We start from the raw sequence: 17586 nt of genomic DNA, 5'->3' as shown, positions 1-17586 counted from the left end.
AGTCCCAAATCACTCCCTAAACCTGCCATTATGAAAAAGTACTTTGTATACCTACTATGCACTGTTTTCGTGTCGATGACCCTAAGTTGCTCAAAAGACGAAAAGGAAGCCGACCTTATAAACGGAGAGGCCAAAATATCGAATGAAACCGGACTATCATTTGTAAACTCGCAAGGCTTCACTGCCGACCATGTGACCTTCAAACTAAGGCATGGCACCAATGCCGAAAAAGAATACGGACAAAGCCTCGACACATACAGTTATACCGAGCTAGAGGAAGGACCACGGACCATATATCAAATAAAGGTATTTGCGGAAGGCGAAGAGATTCCCTATAGTGCGTACACCATTGATGCCGAAGGCAATAAAAAAGAAATCAAATCGACCTCTATTGTCGAGATCAAGAAAAACGAGGTATTTAAAATTTTCTTGGAGGAAGCATCTTAGAACGCTCCCCTGTCTTTTCCTTGACTACAGAATATTTTCTTTCATCTTGCCCCATGCCCTTATAAGCAGAATACCTGATATTACGGCTATTCCGGTAAGCAATAGTGCGGACTCGGTTCTTCCATAGATCCAATAACCCGTCGCGAACATAATGGTATAGATCAACACACAACCAAGAACCATTGCGGTGATACCCTGGGGTACGCTCCACTTTTCATTTTCCTTCTTGATCACTTCCCCGTCCACTTCGGCCTCTTCGACCACTTTTGTCCATCCTGGACCACCGGGTTGAATACGCTTGTAGAAAGAACGAAGGGTTTCTTTCGATTCAGGTTGTGTCATAAAGGTTGCCGTCAACCAAATGGCAGAAGTAAGCACTACCACAAAGGGATACTCGGCCCAATCTGGAAAAACCCCGGTCGTTTCCGCAAAAAGTAAGGGACCCAAGGCCGTTGTTTTCAACAATATGGATATAATCCCGGAAGCGAACATAGCGGTTATTTCACTCCATGCATTAATTCGCCACCAGAACCAACGCAAGATAAAAATGAGTCCCGTACCGGCGCCAAAAGTCAACAATATATCAAATATCTGTAGTGCGTTTTCAAGGGCCAATGCCAAACCTGCACTAAGTACCATAAGCACCACCGTAGAGATTCTACCCACGGCCACCATTTGCTTTTCTGTTGCATTAGGATTTACCTGTTGCTTATAAAAATCGAATACAATATAGGAGGACCCCCAGTTTAGCTGGGTTGAAATGGTACTCATATAAGCAGCGATCAAGGAAGCCAGAACCACCCCAAGGAGTCCGCTCGGCAATTTGGTCAGCATAGCGGAATATGCCAAATCTTGCCCCAACTTGTCTTCGGCAATATTCGGGAAGGCTTCGTGAATACTGGCAATATCAGGATATACGACCAATGAGGCCAAGGCTACCAAAATCCAAGGCCAAGGTCTTAGGGCGTAGTGCATGATATTAAAAAAGAAGGTGGCCCCGATAGCGTGGTTCTCATCTTTTGCCGCCAACATACGTTGGGCGATATATCCCCCTCCACCGGGTTCCGCACCTGGGTACCAAGAAGACCACCATTGTACGGCCAAGGGAATTATAAACAGGGTAATCAATGCCTTTCTATTACCGAAGTCAGGTACGATATCAAGCTTGTTCAATACATTTTCGTGGGCCATCAATGCCTCGATACCACCTACTTCGGGAATGTTCACCAAATAATATGCGGCGCCTATTGCTCCGGCCATAGCCACGAAGAACAAAAGAAAATCGGTATAAACCACTCCTTTAAAACCACCTAGGGCGCTAAAAGTAACGGTAATCAAACCCGCACCGACCACGGTTTCCCATGGTTCCAAGCCTAGCATAATACCCCCGATCTTAATGGCCGCCAAGGTAACCGAAGCCATTGTGATCATATTAAAAAGGGCCCCTAAATAAATGGCCCTGAACTTTCTCAGAAAACTAGCGGGTTTACCGCCATAGCGCATTTCATAAAATTCTAAATCGGTATTGACATTTGACCTACGCCAAAGTTTAGCATAGACAAAAACGGTTAAAAGCCCCGTAATCAAAAACGCCCACCAGACCCAGTTGCCCGACACACCATTGGTTCTAACGATATCGGTCACCAAATTGGGTGTATCGGTAGAAAAGGTAGTCGCTACCATTGAAAGCCCCAACAACCACCAAGGCATGGTTCGTCCCGAAAGAAAAAACTCCGAAGAATCTTTACCCGACTTTTTAGAAACATAAAAACCTATACCAAGAACAATTGTAAAAAAAACAATGATAAAACTGTAGTCTAATGTAGATAACTCCATTAATAATTAAGGGTTTTCGGTGAATCGTTAAAGATATTGTTTTTTTAGAATACTTTTGCTGTTTAATAACCAAACCTCTTCTTGTGTTTTTAACCACTTCTTTCGACATTACACTTACCGCTTGGGCCCTTGCATTTACGGCCGCCATCGTCATCGGACTCTCAAAGGCTGGAATTAAGGGAATTGCAATCGTTAACGTAACCCTGATGGCCCTTGCCTTTAGCGCCAAGGCATCTACGGGCATTGTAGTTCCGCTACTGGTCGTGGGCGATATTTTTGCCGTTATTTATTACAACCGCCACACCAGATGGTCGCATATCGTGAAATTCTTGCCGTGGATTTTGGTCGGTATCGTTTGCGGTGTATTAATTGGAAACGACCTGGATGAAGGCGTATTCAAAATTGCCATGGCCATTATCATCTTGGTCAGTGTTATTATGATGTATTGGTGGGACAGGCGCAAATCGAAATCCGTGCCAACGCATTGGCTCTTTGCAGGCCTTGTAGGAACCATTGCAGGCATCACTACCATGATCGGTAATTTAGGCGGGGCCTTTAGCAATATCTACTTTTTGGCCATGCGGGTACCCAAAAACGAGTTTATCGGTACTGCCGCTTGGTTATTCCTCATTATCAACGTATTGAAGTTACCCCTGCACATCTTTGTTTGGGAGACCATAACGGTTGAAACCCTTTTATTCGACCTTAAGCTGATACCGGGTATTATTTTAGGGGTCTTCTTGGGCATACGCTTGGTGAAGATCATAAAAGAGGATTTTTACCGAAAGATGATTTTGGTACTTACGGCCCTTGGGGCCATAATGATCCTGATACGCTAATATGGTTTAACGATATCCGTTTCTTCCCTTAAATGCATATCGCCCACGCTTTTTCAAATTTAAATTGATATCAAGCTGGCAGAATTGTATATTGAACTCGTCTTTTTTGCTGGGATGGTCGTATATATTTACCATTACAGGCGTAAACCACTTAAGTTCAGTACAATTTTCTGTTAAATGCGACCAAGACTCGGCCAAAACCATACTAAAAGTATGTGCTGATGCGTTCGCTACTTATACGAAGACCCATCGCGGGCAGATTTTAAGGGGCAAATACCGACGAATACCTATAATTCCCAATTATAGGGGACGGTAAATTTTTATATCAATGAAACAACTTTTTACATATATAGGCTTGCTATTGTTTGCTGTATCGTGCAGCTCCATAGGCGTAGCCCGAAAATCAAATAAGAAAGGGAAGGTCGAAAGCTTTGCCTCTACCAGTGCCAAGGCCTATGACCGCTTGATTACCAGTGAAGCCGTTACCAATAACGGACTTTTTGACGTTCACAAAATAGGGGACAAGTATTATTTTGAAATACCCGATAGTCTTTTCAAACGTGAGATGCTGGTAGTGACCCGATTCATAAAAACCCCTTCAGGTGCCGGAAACTACGGCGGTGAAAAAATTTCAGAGAACACCATTACCTTTGAAAGAGGGCCTTCAAACAATATTTTTCTTCGTATTTCTACCTTGGTAAGCGCCGCCAGTGAAGACGATGCCATATCAAAGGCGGTAAACAACTCCAATATTACCCCTATTCTTGAAGCCTTCCCCATTAAGGCGACCAATGAAGACCGACAATCGCATGTAATAGAGGTTACCGATTTCATCAATAGTGAAAATCCGCTCTTGGCCCTTAGTAGTGACCAAAAAGACGATTACAAGCTTACCTCGCTTGAAAAGGATAAATCTTATATAAAGGAAATCAATTCATTTCCCGTAAATACGGAAATCAAGACTGTTAAGACCTATAAGGCCAAATCGGGTTCCAATAAAAGAAAGGAACTTCCTGCGGCCATTCTTGCAGGAGTGGTCACCTTGGAAATCAACAACTCTTTTATCTTGCTTCCGAAGGAGCCCATGAGAAAAAGACTCTACGATGCCCGCGTAGGCTATTTTGCCAGTTCGTATTTGGAATACGGCGACGACCAGCAACAGGTCGACCGAAATACCTACATTCACAGATGGAGACTAGAACCCAAGCCTGAAGATTCATTGAAATGGAAGCGTGGCGAATTGGTAGAGCCGAAAAAACCGATCGTTTATTATATCGACCCCGCCACCCCTAAAAAGTGGAGGCCTTTCCTGATACAAGGAATCAACGATTGGCAAGTGGCTTTCGAGCAGGCCGGATTTAAAAACGCCATCATCGGGAAACCTTGGCCAGAGAACGACAAGAGCATGAGTCTCGAAGATTCCCGTTTTTCCGTTTTGCGCTATTTTGCCTCTCCTTCCAAAAATGCATACGGACCCAATATTGTCGACCCCAGAAGTGGTGAAATATTAGAGAGCCATATCGGATGGTATCACAACCTGATGAGCCTATTGCACAGTTGGTACATGATCCAGGCCGGTGCCGTAGACGAGCGTGCAAGAAAAATGGAATACGACACTGAACTTATGGGAAATCTTATCCGTTTTGTCGCTTCCCACGAGGTCGGACATACACTAGGATTGAGACATAACATGGGAGCCAGCTCGGCAACGCCCGTAGAAAAATTACGCGATGCGGAATTTTTACGCAAAAACGGGCATACCAGTTCGATTATGGATTATGCCCGCTTCAATTACGTGGCGCAACCCGAAGACAGTATCCCTACCGAAGATCTAATGCCGCGAATCGGCGATTACGATAAATGGGCCATACAATGGGGCTATTCCAGATTTGCGGATGATTTGTCGCTAAAGGAAGAAAAAGAACTTTTGAGCCAAATGGTAGTCGACAGTGTTTCGGCCAACCCAAGACTTTGGTTCGGTGGCGAAGGCCGTAATTTCGACCCCAGGTCACAGACCGAAGACCTTGGTGACGATGCCATGCAAGCCAGCATGTACGGCATTCTGAACTTACAGCGTATTGCGCCCTATCTAAAAAAATGGACACAGGAAAAAAGTAGCGATGACTACGCCAACCTCGATCAAATCTATAAGGACCTCGTAGGACAGTATAGCGATTATATTTTTCACGTATCAAAAAACATTGGGGGCATCTATGTTACCCCGAAGACCATGGGTGAAGAGGGAGAAGTCTATCGTCCGGTTGAAAAACAAAAGCAAAAACAGGCCTTGGTGTTTTTGAGCAATTATATCTTTAAAGAACCGAAATGGTTATTGCGAAACGATATATTGAACGCCATTCAGTCTCCCCAATCGAAAGAATCGGTAACCAAGACCATGGAAAGTGTCATGATGAACCTTTTGGGCGGCAGCCGTTTAAGCCGAATGACCTTTATTGCCGAGCGCTACGAAGACGAAGACCCCTATCATCCCCAAGAATATATGGACGATTTGAACCAGTTGGTCTGGGGAGATATGAACGTTTTCTATCAAACCAACGCCTACCGTAGAAAACTCCAGAAATCATACGTTTCCAACCTTATTACCCTTTACAAACCCGATGAAGCGGAAGGCCTGGTCGAAGGTATCTTGGCCAAATTGTCGGAAGGCTATACCGCCAATACCGACGTACGATCTTTGGCCCTTGACAACCTTATCAACCTGCAAAGCAAAATAAAGCGAACCATTCCGGTGATGACCGATAGGCTGACCATTGCCCATTTGAACTATTTAAAAAGGGAAATCGAATCGGTAGTCGGTGAAACCAAGGATGTAGACCCCTTGTTTATTCCTTTTCGAAGGGATTATTCCATTCAAGAGACCAAGGAAAAATAGTCGATTACCAATCTATTTTTCCCAAGCCCGGGGCATCGGACGGGTACAACACCCCTTTTTCCAGTTGGAACAAGCCTTTGAAAGGGTCGTCTACCACATCTAAATGCCCGTCTAGATCGGCATAACCTATGTTGGGTCTGGAGAGTGCAAAATGAAGTCCCGCCGAAATTCCCAGGGCACATTCGTCGTTACAGCCTACCATGGTTTCAATACCTGCCGATTTGGCTACGGAATTGATGTGCATTCCCTCAAAAATACCCCCCACCTTCATCAACTTGATATTTACCATATCTACCCTTTCATTCTGGGCCAACCGGAATACATCGGTCAGGGTTTTTAAACTTTCATCGGCCATTAGCGGAATGTCTATCTGATCCATGACCTGACCTAGGCGTTCTTCCCTTTCCTGCTTTGTGGGCTGTTCAAAAATTTCGATTCCTATTTGGCCGGTCGCCTTTACAAATGCCACCGAATCTACTACCGAATACCCTTGGTTTCCATCGAAGCGAAAAGTCACCTCGGGAAATTTTTCGTGTAACAAGGTCATTTTTTCAATGTCTTCCGCAAGCTCATGTCCGCCCTTCACCTTTAGAATAGAAAAGCCCTGTTGCACAAACTCCTTGGCTTGGGCCATAGTTTCCCCCAAAGATAATATACCAATCGTTATACTTGTTGGAATACTCTGTCGGTAACCGCCTAGAAACTTATACAGCGGCACATCGGCCTTCCTTGCAACGACATCGTAAAGCGCCATATCTACCATGGCCAAAGAAGATGACTTTCGCCCCAAGAGTTTTTTAAGGTCTTTAAGAATATAAGCATAGGTAAAGGGGTCCTTCCCTTTCAAATAAGGAAGGATAATGTCTTTTAAGGCCGCCTCTACCTCTTTTGGGTGCTCTCCCGTCACTATTTTATCGGGAGCCCCACAACCGTAGCCAACAATGGCCGTATCGGTCTCTATTTTAAGGATAAAATTTACCGTACGGTCTATAGTTTCGTAAGCGATGGTATAGGGAATGGAGAGCTTAAGGTCAAGTCGCTCGTAGGATACATTGGTTATTTTCATATCATTCTTTCCTTTACCAAGGCCACCAGTTCTTTTGTGCCATATTTCAAGACGTCAAAGGCAGGGAGTTTTGTTTCCAGGGTAATCTGTTTGCAGGCCTCCAGAATCTCGTCTTCCCCTATATCTTCATGGTTTACCGTAATGGCTATTACCTTTTTCCCCGAAATGACTTCAATGGCATTGATCTGTTCGGTCAGGGAGTGTATTTTATAGCCGGGAAAACCATCATACTCCAATCGTTTCGGGGCGTGTTGCAATATGACATAATCAGGCCTTCCCGCTGCCAAAATCTCAAAACCGCCCGGGTAGGCTGGGTTCATAAGGCTTCCTTGTCCTTCGATTACGATAACATCGGGGTTTTCATTTTTATACGCGCTCACGACGGCATGTTCAATCTCACCCGACACAAAATCGTTAATGCAACTGTCCATTACCATACTGTATTTTGCCCCTTGCATCCAAGCGGTCTGCCCGGTCCCTATCATTTCGGCCTTTTGACCGGCATCCCTTAGACCATGGACCAACAACCAAGCCGTAGTGCGTTTTCCCAGTGCGGAATCCGTTCCTAAAATGGCCAGTTTCAGACAATCTACTTTTTCTATTTCCCCCGTAAAAAAATGAAGTTTATCCCTATCCGGTGTTTTACGTACATCACGTAGCCGACAATTATGTTTAGTGGCGATTGCCATCAATGTGGTGTCGTTGGTCAAAAAATCGTGTAATCCACTATCAACATTCCAGCCCATTTCCAAAGCTTTGGAAATGGTGGCCTTTGCTTCTTGCGGCAATCTTCCGCCATCGGGAGCCAAACCGATAACTAGCGACCCAGGGGTATTTCCCGAAGCGCCCAAGGTTTCAATGGCGTCGTCTATCGTTGCAAAAATGGGAATACCATTGGCTTTTCCGTCAAGTACTTCGCCCGCGTCCCTAGAAGCGTAATTTGCATCCAGTACGCCCACAATATCGTAACGTTCGGTAAAACGAACCAAGCCGTGTGCAGTTTTTCCATTAGGGGTATTGAAAGCCCCTTCGCAATACACCAGGGCCTTTCCATCAATTGATTTTTTCATTCTCTTCGTATTAATTTTTTGCTGTCAGCACCGCAACAAAACGGTCTGGTTCAAAATTCATCTTTTCATCGAGTTCCAGCAATGCTATAAGCCCTGCGGTAGATGCGGGCAAAATGCGAAAGCCTTCCTTTTTGGCCAATAGGGCCGTCATGTCTCTCAGTTTTTTATCACTGATATTGTACGCTTCGCCATCGGATTTCCTTAAGACATACAGCGCTTCCTCCCCATCAAAACTATGCCAGTTGATAAGGGGCTCATTGTATTTGGTTTCTTTAATGGTATCGGGATTCAAATCCTTGCAATGGTCCAATCCCCGTAAAAACGATTGAATGATCGGGTTTTTTCTAGAGGACGATGCCGCTACCATTTTGGGTATCCTAGAGGTCTTTCCGCGTTTATACAAGCTCACGAAGCCCCGGTAAATTCCCGCGAAAAGGGTTCCGTTGGAAACGGGAACGGCACAATACTTGGGCGCGTCTCCCAAATTTTCGAAAATTTCGGTTGCAATCTGGGAGTATGCACTAATCTGTAAAGGCGTATTCGCCCCTCCCGGATTGGCGTCGTACCAACCGTTGGTTTTTGCCAGTTCGCTACTTTCTTTTACCACATCTTCATAAGAGCCAGGCCTACGAACGATCTCGGCCCCCAATAATTCCATCTCCACCACACGATCGGTATGAAAACTCTCAGGAATATAAATACGACAGGCGATACCCGCCAAGTTGGCCGCTAAGGCCACCGCAACCCCATAGTTGCCACAAGTAGCCAAAGACACCATTTCAAACTCCCTACGGAGGGCATCATAGATTTGTGCAAAAGCAATACGGTCTTTTTGGGTACCGGTGGGATTATCCCCTTCGTACTTGATATAGAGCTGGCGAATATCAAACTCACGCTCCAAGGTTTTGGCACGGTGCAGGCCCGTATCGCCCACCTCAAGATTTATAATATCTTCATATGACTCCAAACGATCTACCAGCGACTTCCTTTTGTCCCTAACAAATTCGCTTAGTTTTTTGGTCTCGGAAGACACCTTATTTTCTGCGGTTTTAACCCCGTCCCTTAAATCCATTTTTACAGTTTGATGTGGGCAAATACCCTATCAAATGTAATATGTTTTTGGTCACGATGTAACAAATAATTTTAAAATTAGAACCCTATAAATCAATCTACTACCCCGTATTTTTCCATTGTGGTCAGTTCCGGTTCCCCGCCTCGCTTCCCACATCCGGAGGCAATGTACAGTTCATCTTCAAAAAGCACCAGACCGCTACCGTGCCGACCTTCGGTCATGGCTGGTAAGGTGTGCCATTTATGGGTGTTGAGATCTAATACCTCAACTTCTGAATGGGCCTTTTCCTGCGCTGTAGATTCCCCTCCGACAACTATAAGCTCATTGTGGTATAAGGCAGCGGCATTACCCGCCCGCTGGGTCGGAATGTTTTCAGGCAGGGTCTCCCAAGTATTGCTTTGTATATCGTAGACATCTACTTCGCCTATGGTTCCCCCGAAAGGGGAATCAGGTTCAATACCGGTATTCCTTCCGGCGGGGGCATAGATTTTCCCATCGGCCAAAACTGCCTGAAAATGGTCCCTTGCACGAGGGGCATCTGCCAATACTTCCCATTCGCCCGTACTAGGGTCGTAACGGTCCAACCATTTTTTATGATCTCCTATATGGCCATTCCTTATTCCACAGGAAATATAAATTTTGCCTTCGTACAGTACATTTCCGGTAGAACCGCGTCTTCTTTCCTCAGGGATTTCACCCCCTTTCGACCATTCGTCCGTGGCGGGGTCGTAAATATAGATATGTTCCGTAGGGGTTTCATTGGGCCATTTTCCAGTCAATGCCGCAATCAGGTATATTTTATTCTCGAAGACGATGGGCTGAAAATGATGGATCTCCAAAGGCGGTTTTGCACCTTCGGACCAAGTCTGGGTCTTGGTATCATAAATACTCACGGGGCGGATGTCCCTTCCCCCCAACAAATAAAACTTATCGGCTACGCGAACAAATGCCGCCTCATGGCGCGCCACGGGCTTACTCCCATCTACGGATACGACCGGCCGCCATTCCATGGTAGGCTTTTGAATGCTTATCTGGTCTACCGGGTTTTCTACTTCCGTTTTCTTATCGGAATTGTTTTTACAAGCTGTGAATAGGAGAACACAACTCCATAAGACGATATACTTTTTGTTCATTTGGAATGATTTTTAGGTACAATCCAAATGTAGCAAAAATCAGATGGAGAAATTCAGTTCCGTTTTCTCAAATTGTGCCTTTGGGGCTTCACAGACCGAACAAACATAGGTTGCCGGCAAATCTTCAAACGCTGTGCCTACAGGAATATCAGCTATTGAATCGCCATAGATCGGGTCGTAGACCGTAAAGCACGATTGGCATTGATGAATAATCTTTGTCTCTTGCTCCATAGGCTTTTTGGGCGCTTCGTTTTTTCCGACTTCCCTACCCAACTGATTAAAATACTTCTTACTGAGTTCCATTAGCAGACCAGGCAACTCGATTTTATCTACATCTTGGGCATAGGCTAAATATTTTTGGGTATTGGGGTCAAAATTCTGAAAGTGAAGAACATTATATGTAGGCCGCACATCAAAATCTTTTACGATCGTAGGGGAGCTGTTCTTCTCGATTACAACCGAAGCGAAATGCGACCGCTTCCCCACATCGTTGCTAATGCCAAACGTTAGTCCGTACGTGCTAATATCGTTCTGGTCAAAACTGCGCACCAAGAACTTTTTGAGTTCCAAAGCCTCATTATCGTCTACAGGAAGGTGCCAATTCATTTCCAGCTGTGAATGTCTCACATTTATCCCCCATTGCCCCAAAAACCGTTCTAATGTCTGTCTGCTCTGTTTTTTTATCCCTTTTACGATGAACGATTTCCATGGGGTAATGCAAATCTTCCCAATGCTATTGTCAAGGCAAAAACCACAAAATTCCTTAAGAAAAGAAAGATCGTACCTGTTGTTCCTCCAGTATAGCCCTAGCCAATATTGATCCAGTCCCATACGGTTCATCCCCTCGTAATACGGAAAGGTCAAGTAGGGTACTTTTAGTTCTTTTTCTATGGTTTTGTTGTTGGTATCCAAGTTTTTGTTCAAGATAAAAAACAGTTCTTCTACATCTTGAATGTCTTCATAAATTTCTTCAATAGCCTTGGAAATCAAGGTAATGTCCCAACTATAGATCAAAACGGGATAATATGCCGCTTTTTCCCAATGCGGAAGCTTAAGGTTCAAATACCAATAGTCTTCGTTCTCCGAAGCAATAAAATTTAGGTTGCCGTTAAAAAGGGGCACCAACCTCTGTTTGGGGTCGGTGATATTTATTTTTAGTTCGGGCAGAAAATCAAATCCCTCTAAAATATAGAGATAGGTAGACCCCTTAAGCCAATGGGTCATATCAAAAATATCGGCAGAAACATACGAGCTTACGATATTCTGGTATTTTCTTTTGGTTATAATATTGGTGTTGAACTTTGATATATGCTCCAACTGACCTTCTTCGACGCCCTTTAGCGGAAAGAGTAAATCTTGTCTTGACCCGAAGTAAACTTCGCTCAGTCCCGCAGCTTCCAACAGGCCAATAATATCTTTAAGCTCGCCTGGGGAGGTAACCCCTCCTTTTATCAATATACGGTGCAGATCATCGTTCATAATCGCGATTTTTTAATTTGCTAATTGTAGTTGTTTGTTCAATAGGGCCTTTACTTCGGGTTTACAGCTGCCACAGCCCAACCCTGCACCGGTTTCCGAACACAAGGCGTTAAATTCGGAGCAACCGCCGGCAATGGCGTCAATAACATTGCCTTCGCCTACCTGACTGCAGGAGCAGACCAGTTTCCCTTTTAGCGGAACAGTGGTCGTTGCCCCCCTAAGCAGCTCATTTCGCTTCTCCGATAGTTCAATTTCTTCCTCTATCAGGCGTTTGAACTCGGCAAACTCATTTTTATCGCCCATTAATATGGCTCCTTTTAACGTATCGTCTTTAACGATGCATTTTTTGTAGAAGCGCTTGCTGACATCCATCAAAATAATTTCTTCGTAACTACTATCTCCCGAAGGTGCATTTACCATACCGATACTACAGAGGTCAAGGTTTTCGAACTTCAGGATATTCATAAGGACGGAGCCGTTATAAATGCTGCTATAATCGCCTAAAATATAGTTGGCGGCAATATCTGCCTGTTGTTCCGCGGCCGAGGTAATTCCGAAAAGCGAGTTATTGAACTCCGCTATTTCACCCAAGGCAAAAATAGATGGGTCGTTGGTCTGCAAATATGAATTAACGATCACGCCCCGTCTTGTAACTAAATCGGCTTTTTTCGCCAATTCAATATTGGGCCTTGTTCCAATAGCATAAACAATGGCGTTACATTGAATGGTTCTTCCTGTTTTTAGGTTCACCAGTAAGCGAAACGGATTCTCTTTTTCCTCGAACACCGTGCTGACCTCGTTATCAAAGTATAGGTTGATATTTCTTTCAGTGACATCTTCCGCCAAAAGTCGACTTGCAATACTATCCAACTGACGTTCCATAAGGCGTGGTGCCCTTTGTACGATACTTATATTGATGTCTATCTTTTTAAGTGCGGCGGCCAACTCCAACCCTAACAAACCGCCACCGACAATCACCACATGTTGTTCATTTGCCGGTAGCCCTGTTTTTTGCAGATATTGCTTCAATTTATCGGCATCACCGCGTTCACGCATCGTAAAACGGCCGGGAAGGTCTATTTGCACCTCACTGGGCACAAAGGCACGGCTTCCTGTGGCCATTATGAGCAAGTCATACGAATGTATTAATCCGTCGCTATCGGTAACCTGTTTCATAGATGTATTTACATCACTGATCCCGATTCCGGAGTGCAAGTTCACGTTCAGTTTCTGTAATTCTCCTGATTTTAGTTTCTCCAAGGCTTCCCACGAAAGTTCATCACTTACATATTCAGGCAACAACACCCGATTGTAAAAGGGATCTTTTTCCTTGGAAAATACGTGGAGTTCATCCTTTTTATTTTTTTCCCGATACGACTGAATAAACCGATAAGCGGCCGCACCTGCTCCAATTACAATTATTTTTTGAACCGGCTTTACAAACTTTTCAACCTGAACGGCACAGTATTTAAAATCGGGTTCTTTAGAAACTGGGTCAACGAGGTCGTTTGTGAGGTTATTGGCCCTACCAAAATCATTGTTCAATACTTTTCCCCAGTGCATCGGCAGAAAAACAACGCGTTCGCGAATATCAAAATTGATCTTTACCTTCACCTGTACTTCGCCCCTTCTACTTTTAACAACCGCAATATCCCCTTCTTTTAACTTTCGGAGATAGGCATCTACCTTGTTCATTTCTAGGTAGGGTTGCGGAATATGGGTCAGCAAGCGCTTTACTTTTCCGGTTTTGGTTCGGGTATGCCACTGATCTCTTACCCTTCCTGTATTCAATACCAAGGGAAAATCAATATTGGTTTCCTCTGATTTATTGTAGAGACTCTGTGGCGCATTAAAATGGGCCTTTTTATCGTTCGTATAAAAATTGAGGTCCATAAACAGGCGTGGCGTACCCGGATGGGTCTTATGGGGGACCGGCCACTGGAAACTTCCTTCATTTTTCAGGCGTTCGTGAGATAGGCCCGTAATATCAATGTTGGTGCCTTTGGTCAAGAGACAATGCTCGTCATACACTTCGCTAGCATTGTTATAATCAAAACCTTCGTAGCCCATGGCCTGGGCAAAGCGCCAAAGAATTTCGGCGTCGGGCAAGGCCTCTCCCGGTGCATCGATAACTTTGGGCAAATAACTGATTCGCCTTTCGGAATTTGTCATGGTGCCCTCCTTTTCCAACCAGCCTGCCGCAGGCAATAAAAGATCGGCAAATTTTGTGGTTTCGGAATTATGACTGATATCTTGAACGACTACAAATGCCGCGTTTTTAAGCGCTTTTTCAACCTTCTTTACGTTGGGCATGCTCACCGCGGGATTTGTACAAATAATCCAAATCGCCTTTAATTTCCCACTCTCCAGTGCATCGAACATTTCTGTTGCGGTATAGCCCGGTTCGGAATTGATTTCCTTCCCTCCCCAAAAATCGGAGACTTCCTTTCTGTGCCTCGGATTGCCTAAATCTTTATGCGCTGCCAAAAGGCTTGCCATTCCCCCTACTTCACGACCGCCCATAGCGTTGGGCTGACCTGTTAGCGAAAACGGCCCGCAACCGGGTTTTCCTATTTGTCCCGTTAACAAGGACAGGTTTAACAGAGACACGTTTTTTGACACCCCGATCACACTTTGGTTGAGCCCCATTGTCCACATGCTAATGAACTTATTGGCATCGCCGATATATTGGGCCGCCTTTCGGATATCGGCAAGGGACACTCCACATTTTTCGGCCGCCTGGCGAAGTGAAAGAGTAAAGGCGCTCTCTTTGCACGCATCGAAATTAGAGGTATGTTTTTTAATGAAATTCTTATTTATTTTTTTCTTTTCGATAAGCCATCTCGCTATGGCATTGAAAAGGATGACATCGGTACCCGGAAGGATTTGCAGATGCAAATCGGCCGAGGCACAAGTCTGTGTTTTTCGGGGGTCCACAACTATAATCTTTACGTTGGGATTCTCTTCTTTATGTTGCTCTAGACGCCTGTACAAAATAGGGTGGCACCAGGCAGGGTTAGCTCCGGCGATCAAAAAACAATCCGCTAATTCAATATCTTCATAGGAAATGGGCACGGAGTCTTCGCCCAAGGCTTTTTTATAGCCCACAACCGCAGAACTCATACATAGGCGACTGTTGGTATCTACATTGTTCGTTCCTATAAAACCCTTGGTAATCTTATTCACCAAATAGTACTCTTCGGTAAGGCATTGCCCCGACACGTAGAAACCGACACTATCGGGTCCGTGTTTAGCGATAATACTTTTGAAAACGGCGGCGGCACGCTCAAAAGCCGTATCCCAGCTTACTTTTTGCAGGGGATGGTTCCTACTCCATCGCATTTCCGGATGCATAATCCGGTCACTGGTATCTTGGGCGACATAATTCAAGTTTCTTCCCTTGGAGCATAACATGCCTTTATTGGCAGGATAATCGGGGTCCCCATCTACCTCTATCTTTCCTTTATGGTCTACATCTACCAGTATACCGCAACCTACACCGCAGTAGGAACAAACGGTCTTATGTGTTTTCTTCTTTAACATTGCTTTTCCTTTTTGATGCAAGGCACCAAAATTCCATACAGCAAGTTAGAAAATTACGTATTTATACGTAGTGTTTTTTTCGTAATAGTTTAGGGTTTTAATCGTACATCAACAAAAAAATCGGCTTTTCACTAGGTTTCGATCAATGGCCTAAGATACGCCCCCAACATGGTGGAACTTCAATATAAAGTCCGGTTTTGTCGGAGACGAGGCTATATTTCGGACTGAGTAGATCTGTAAAGACCGTTGCTGACGGACTCTTTAGGGGGATGTGTATACGTGCCGCCTTGTTTGAAGCGTTTACGACGACCACAACCGTCTCGTTATTACTTTCTCGAGAAAAGGCGTAGTGTTGCCTAGTGACCAATAAAGTCTGGTAAGCCCCTTTAACGAGGGCTTCGCTGCTTTTTCGGACCGCTATGAATTGCTTTATGGCCGCTATTAATTTTGGATGCTTGGCCTGCTTCCCGAGGTCATTCCGTTTTACCGGTGGGCGCAACAAATCATCACTGTGGGGAGATTTCTTCCCTTCAAAGCCCCACTCGCTTCCGTAGTAAATGGCAGGTATTCCCGGAAGGGTAAACAATAGCAGGTATAATGGAAACAAATGCTCAGCTTTCTTCAAGGTACTGGCGGCCCGGTTAACGTCGTGATTATCTACAAAAGAATAGAGGGCCAAATCTTTATAAACTCCCTTAGGACCGAAATCTCCATCCACCGTTTCGGATATTTTACTGAAATCCTTTAGGTTGAAGCTTTCATACATAGGGGTGTGGTAATCATAATTGGTAACGGAATCTAACATAAGGGGATTTACCCACCGATTATAATCGCCATGTACCACCTCTCCCATTAACCAGAAGTTGGGATTTTCCTTTTTACAAAAAAGGGCCAGTGCTTTCATAAAGTCGAAATCCAATACATCTGCAGTGTCCAAACGCAGGCCATCGATCTTATAGGTGCCTATCCACTTTTTAACGGCCCCAAAAAGGTGGTCGCGGACTTCCTTGTTCGCAAGATTCAATTTTACCAATTCATAGTGACCTGCCCAAGTATCATAGGTAAAGGGGTCTTTTAGGGGACTACGTTTCTTAAAATCCACATTTGAAAACCAGTCGGTATATTTTGAATCCTTCCCCAATTCCTGAAGGTCTTTAAAAGCGAAGAAATCCCTTCCCACATGATTGAAGACACCATCTAAAACCACTTGTATACCCAGCTCATGGGCTTTCTCTATGAAAGCGATTAACGCAGCATCATCACCCAATCTGCGGTCAACCTTATAATAGTCCGTAGTATCGTAGCCATGGGTTGAAGATTCAAACACCGGACCGATATAAAGTGCGTTGCACCCTAAGTCTACCATATGGTCCAACCAAGTATGAAGCTCCGAAAACCGATTAACCGGAGCAGCCGTGAAATCATTGCTTTTGTCGGCGCCGAGAAGCCCTAAGGGATAAATATGATAAAAAATGGCGTGGTCCATATTCGGAAAGACTACTGAGCGTGTTTAAAGCTATGGTACTACACCAAATTATACTGCTGCGCTTTTTTTGAAAGGTCGATGAGATTCTTGACTTCCATTTTACGCATAAGGTTAAAGCGGTGGGTTTCTACCGTGCGCTTACTGTTCTGCAGTTTTTCGGAAATCTGCTTGTTCGTTAAGCCTGATAACACCAACTCCAACACCTGAAGTTCTTTGTTGGTCAGGTCAAACGGATTGCTTGTCGACGTTGTCTTTTTTGGGTGCTCGGCCGTTGGGGCCGTAGAACTCAACAAGCTGTTGACCAAAACATTTGAAATATCGCCACTATAGTATTTGCCTCCTTCTCGAACCGCATGAATGGCCTTGATAAATTCCGTTTTACCTGTATCTTTTAAGAGGTAGCCGCGTGCACCAGCTTTTACCGATTGCAAAATATACTCTTCAGAGTCGTGCATGGAAAGAATAATGCACTTTACGGGCGAATTTTGGGCACTTAGCTTTTCAACAGCCTCAATACCGGTCATCCGTGGCATTCGAATATCGATGATCAATAGATCCGGTGCACTTTTGTTCACCATTTCAATCGCTTCGATACCGTCGGAAGCTTCCCCGATAACCTTTAAATCGGATTCACTTTCCAGTAAAGCCCTAATGCCGTCTCGAACCAAAGAATGGTCGTCCGCTAAAATGATACTCGTTGTTTGGTCCAAAATATGCGTAAT

Annotated in this window: 12 protein-coding genes; 3 read left to right on the top strand and 9 right to left on the bottom strand. The window is 44.5% G+C overall.

Annotation, left to right across the window (positions count from 1 at the left end):
* Nucleotides 1-30 precede the first annotated feature (30 nt).
* Entirely contained in the window at nt 31-447 is a 417-nt protein-coding gene (locus tag BW980_RS01770) for a hypothetical protein (protein WP_139327571.1), read from the top strand.
* Between the two features lie 24 nt (nt 448-471).
* On the opposite strand, the gene BW980_RS01765 is transcribed toward BW980_RS01770, so the two are convergent.
* Nucleotides 472-2283, bottom strand: a complete 1812-nt coding sequence (locus BW980_RS01765) for a sodium:solute symporter family protein (RefSeq protein WP_076453237.1) — start codon at nt 2281-2283, stop codon at nt 472-474.
* 83 nt (nt 2284-2366) lie between these two features.
* Between BW980_RS01765 and BW980_RS01760 the strand changes: the two genes are divergently transcribed.
* Both BW980_RS01760 and BW980_RS01750 read left to right on the top strand, forming a co-directional pair.
* Nucleotides 2367-3122 carry a sulfite exporter TauE/SafE family protein gene (locus BW980_RS01760; RefSeq protein WP_076453236.1) on the top strand — a complete coding sequence of 252 codons (756 nt, stop codon included), beginning with the start codon at nt 2367-2369 and terminating at the stop codon, nt 3120-3122.
* Between the two features lie 328 nt (nt 3123-3450).
* The gene (locus tag BW980_RS01750) at nt 3451-6015 is read left to right on the top strand and encodes a zinc-dependent metalloprotease (protein WP_083690321.1); all 2565 of its coding nucleotides are present in this window, start codon (nt 3451-3453) and stop codon (nt 6013-6015) included.
* A gap of 4 nt (nt 6016-6019) precedes the next feature.
* On the opposite strand, the gene BW980_RS01745 is transcribed toward BW980_RS01750, so the two are convergent.
* The 8 genes from BW980_RS01745 to BW980_RS01710 all read right to left on the bottom strand — a co-directional run bounded on the left by BW980_RS01745 (nt 6020) and on the right by BW980_RS01710 (nt 17574).
* Nucleotides 6020-7081 (bottom strand): mandelate racemase/muconate lactonizing enzyme family protein, encoded by a 1062-nt coding sequence (locus BW980_RS01745; RefSeq protein ID WP_076453234.1) that lies wholly within the window; start codon nt 7079-7081, stop codon nt 6020-6022.
* Entirely contained in the window at nt 7078-8151 is a 1074-nt protein-coding gene (locus BW980_RS01740) for an N-acetyltransferase DgcN family protein (RefSeq protein WP_076453233.1), read from the bottom strand. Before BW980_RS01740 ends, BW980_RS01745 begins: the two co-directional genes overlap by 4 nt.
* A 10-nt stretch (nt 8152-8161) precedes the next feature.
* On the bottom strand, nt 8162-9223 hold the full coding sequence (locus BW980_RS01735) for a pyridoxal-phosphate dependent enzyme (RefSeq protein WP_076453232.1): 1062 nt from the start codon (nt 9221-9223) through the stop codon (nt 8162-8164).
* Nucleotides 9224-9315: 92 nt separating this feature from the next.
* Nucleotides 9316-10356: a Kelch repeat-containing protein gene (locus tag BW980_RS01730; protein WP_083690320.1), complete on the bottom strand. Its 1041-nt coding sequence runs from the start codon at nt 10354-10356 to the stop codon at nt 9316-9318.
* A 39-nt stretch (nt 10357-10395) separates the two neighbouring features.
* Nucleotides 10396-11835: a rubredoxin gene (locus tag BW980_RS01725; RefSeq protein WP_076453231.1), complete on the bottom strand. Its 1440-nt coding sequence runs from the start codon at nt 11833-11835 to the stop codon at nt 10396-10398.
* A gap of 12 nt (nt 11836-11847) precedes the next feature.
* On the bottom strand, nt 11848-15378 hold the full coding sequence (locus BW980_RS01720) for a nitrate reductase (RefSeq protein WP_076453230.1): 3531 nt from the start codon (nt 15376-15378) through the stop codon (nt 11848-11850).
* A 142-nt stretch (nt 15379-15520) separates the two neighbouring features.
* Entirely contained in the window at nt 15521-16864 is a 1344-nt protein-coding gene (locus BW980_RS01715; protein WP_076453229.1) for an alpha-amylase family glycosyl hydrolase, read from the bottom strand.
* 38 nt (nt 16865-16902) lie between these two features.
* Complete coding sequence (locus tag BW980_RS01710) at nt 16903-17574, bottom strand: response regulator transcription factor (RefSeq protein WP_076453228.1); 672 nt, start codon at nt 17572-17574, stop codon at nt 16903-16905.
* Nucleotides 17575-17586: the final 12 nt, after the last annotated feature.

It is taken from the genome of Zobellia uliginosa (genome assembly GCF_900156625.1).
GTDB lineage: Bacteria > Bacteroidota > Bacteroidia > Flavobacteriales > Flavobacteriaceae > Zobellia > Zobellia uliginosa.
This window is presented reverse-complemented; position numbering and strand designations above follow the sequence as displayed.

Bases quoted from the DNA above. Each gene is read 5' to 3' on its own strand.
- BW980_RS01735 (WP_076453232.1), bottom strand. From the start codon at position 9,223: ATGGATTTAAGGGACGGGGTTAAAACCGCAGAAAATAAGGTGTCTTCC.
- BW980_RS01720 (WP_076453230.1), bottom strand. From the start codon at position 15,378: ATGTTAAAGAAGAAAACACATAAGACCGTTTGTTCCTACTGCGGTGTA.
- BW980_RS01715 (WP_076453229.1), bottom strand. From the start codon at position 16,864: ATGGACCACGCCATTTTTTATCATATTTATCCCTTAGGGCTTCTCGGC.
- BW980_RS01730 (WP_083690320.1), bottom strand. From the start codon at position 10,356: ATGAACAAAAAGTATATCGTCTTATGGAGTTGTGTTCTCCTATTCACA.
- BW980_RS01725 (WP_076453231.1), bottom strand. From the start codon at position 11,835: ATGAACGATGATCTGCACCGTATATTGATAAAAGGAGGGGTTACCTCC.
- BW980_RS01745 (WP_076453234.1), bottom strand. From the start codon at position 7,081: ATGAAAATAACCAATGTATCCTACGAGCGACTTGACCTTAAGCTCTCC.
- BW980_RS01750 (WP_083690321.1), top strand. From the start codon at position 3,451: ATGAAACAACTTTTTACATATATAGGCTTGCTATTGTTTGCTGTATCG.
- BW980_RS01765 (WP_076453237.1), bottom strand. From the start codon at position 2,283: ATGGAGTTATCTACATTAGACTACAGTTTTATCATTGTTTTTTTTACA.
- BW980_RS01740 (WP_076453233.1), bottom strand. From the start codon at position 8,151: ATGAAAAAATCAATTGATGGAAAGGCCCTGGTGTATTGCGAAGGGGCT.
- BW980_RS01770 (WP_139327571.1), top strand. From the start codon at position 31: ATGAAAAAGTACTTTGTATACCTACTATGCACTGTTTTCGTGTCGATG.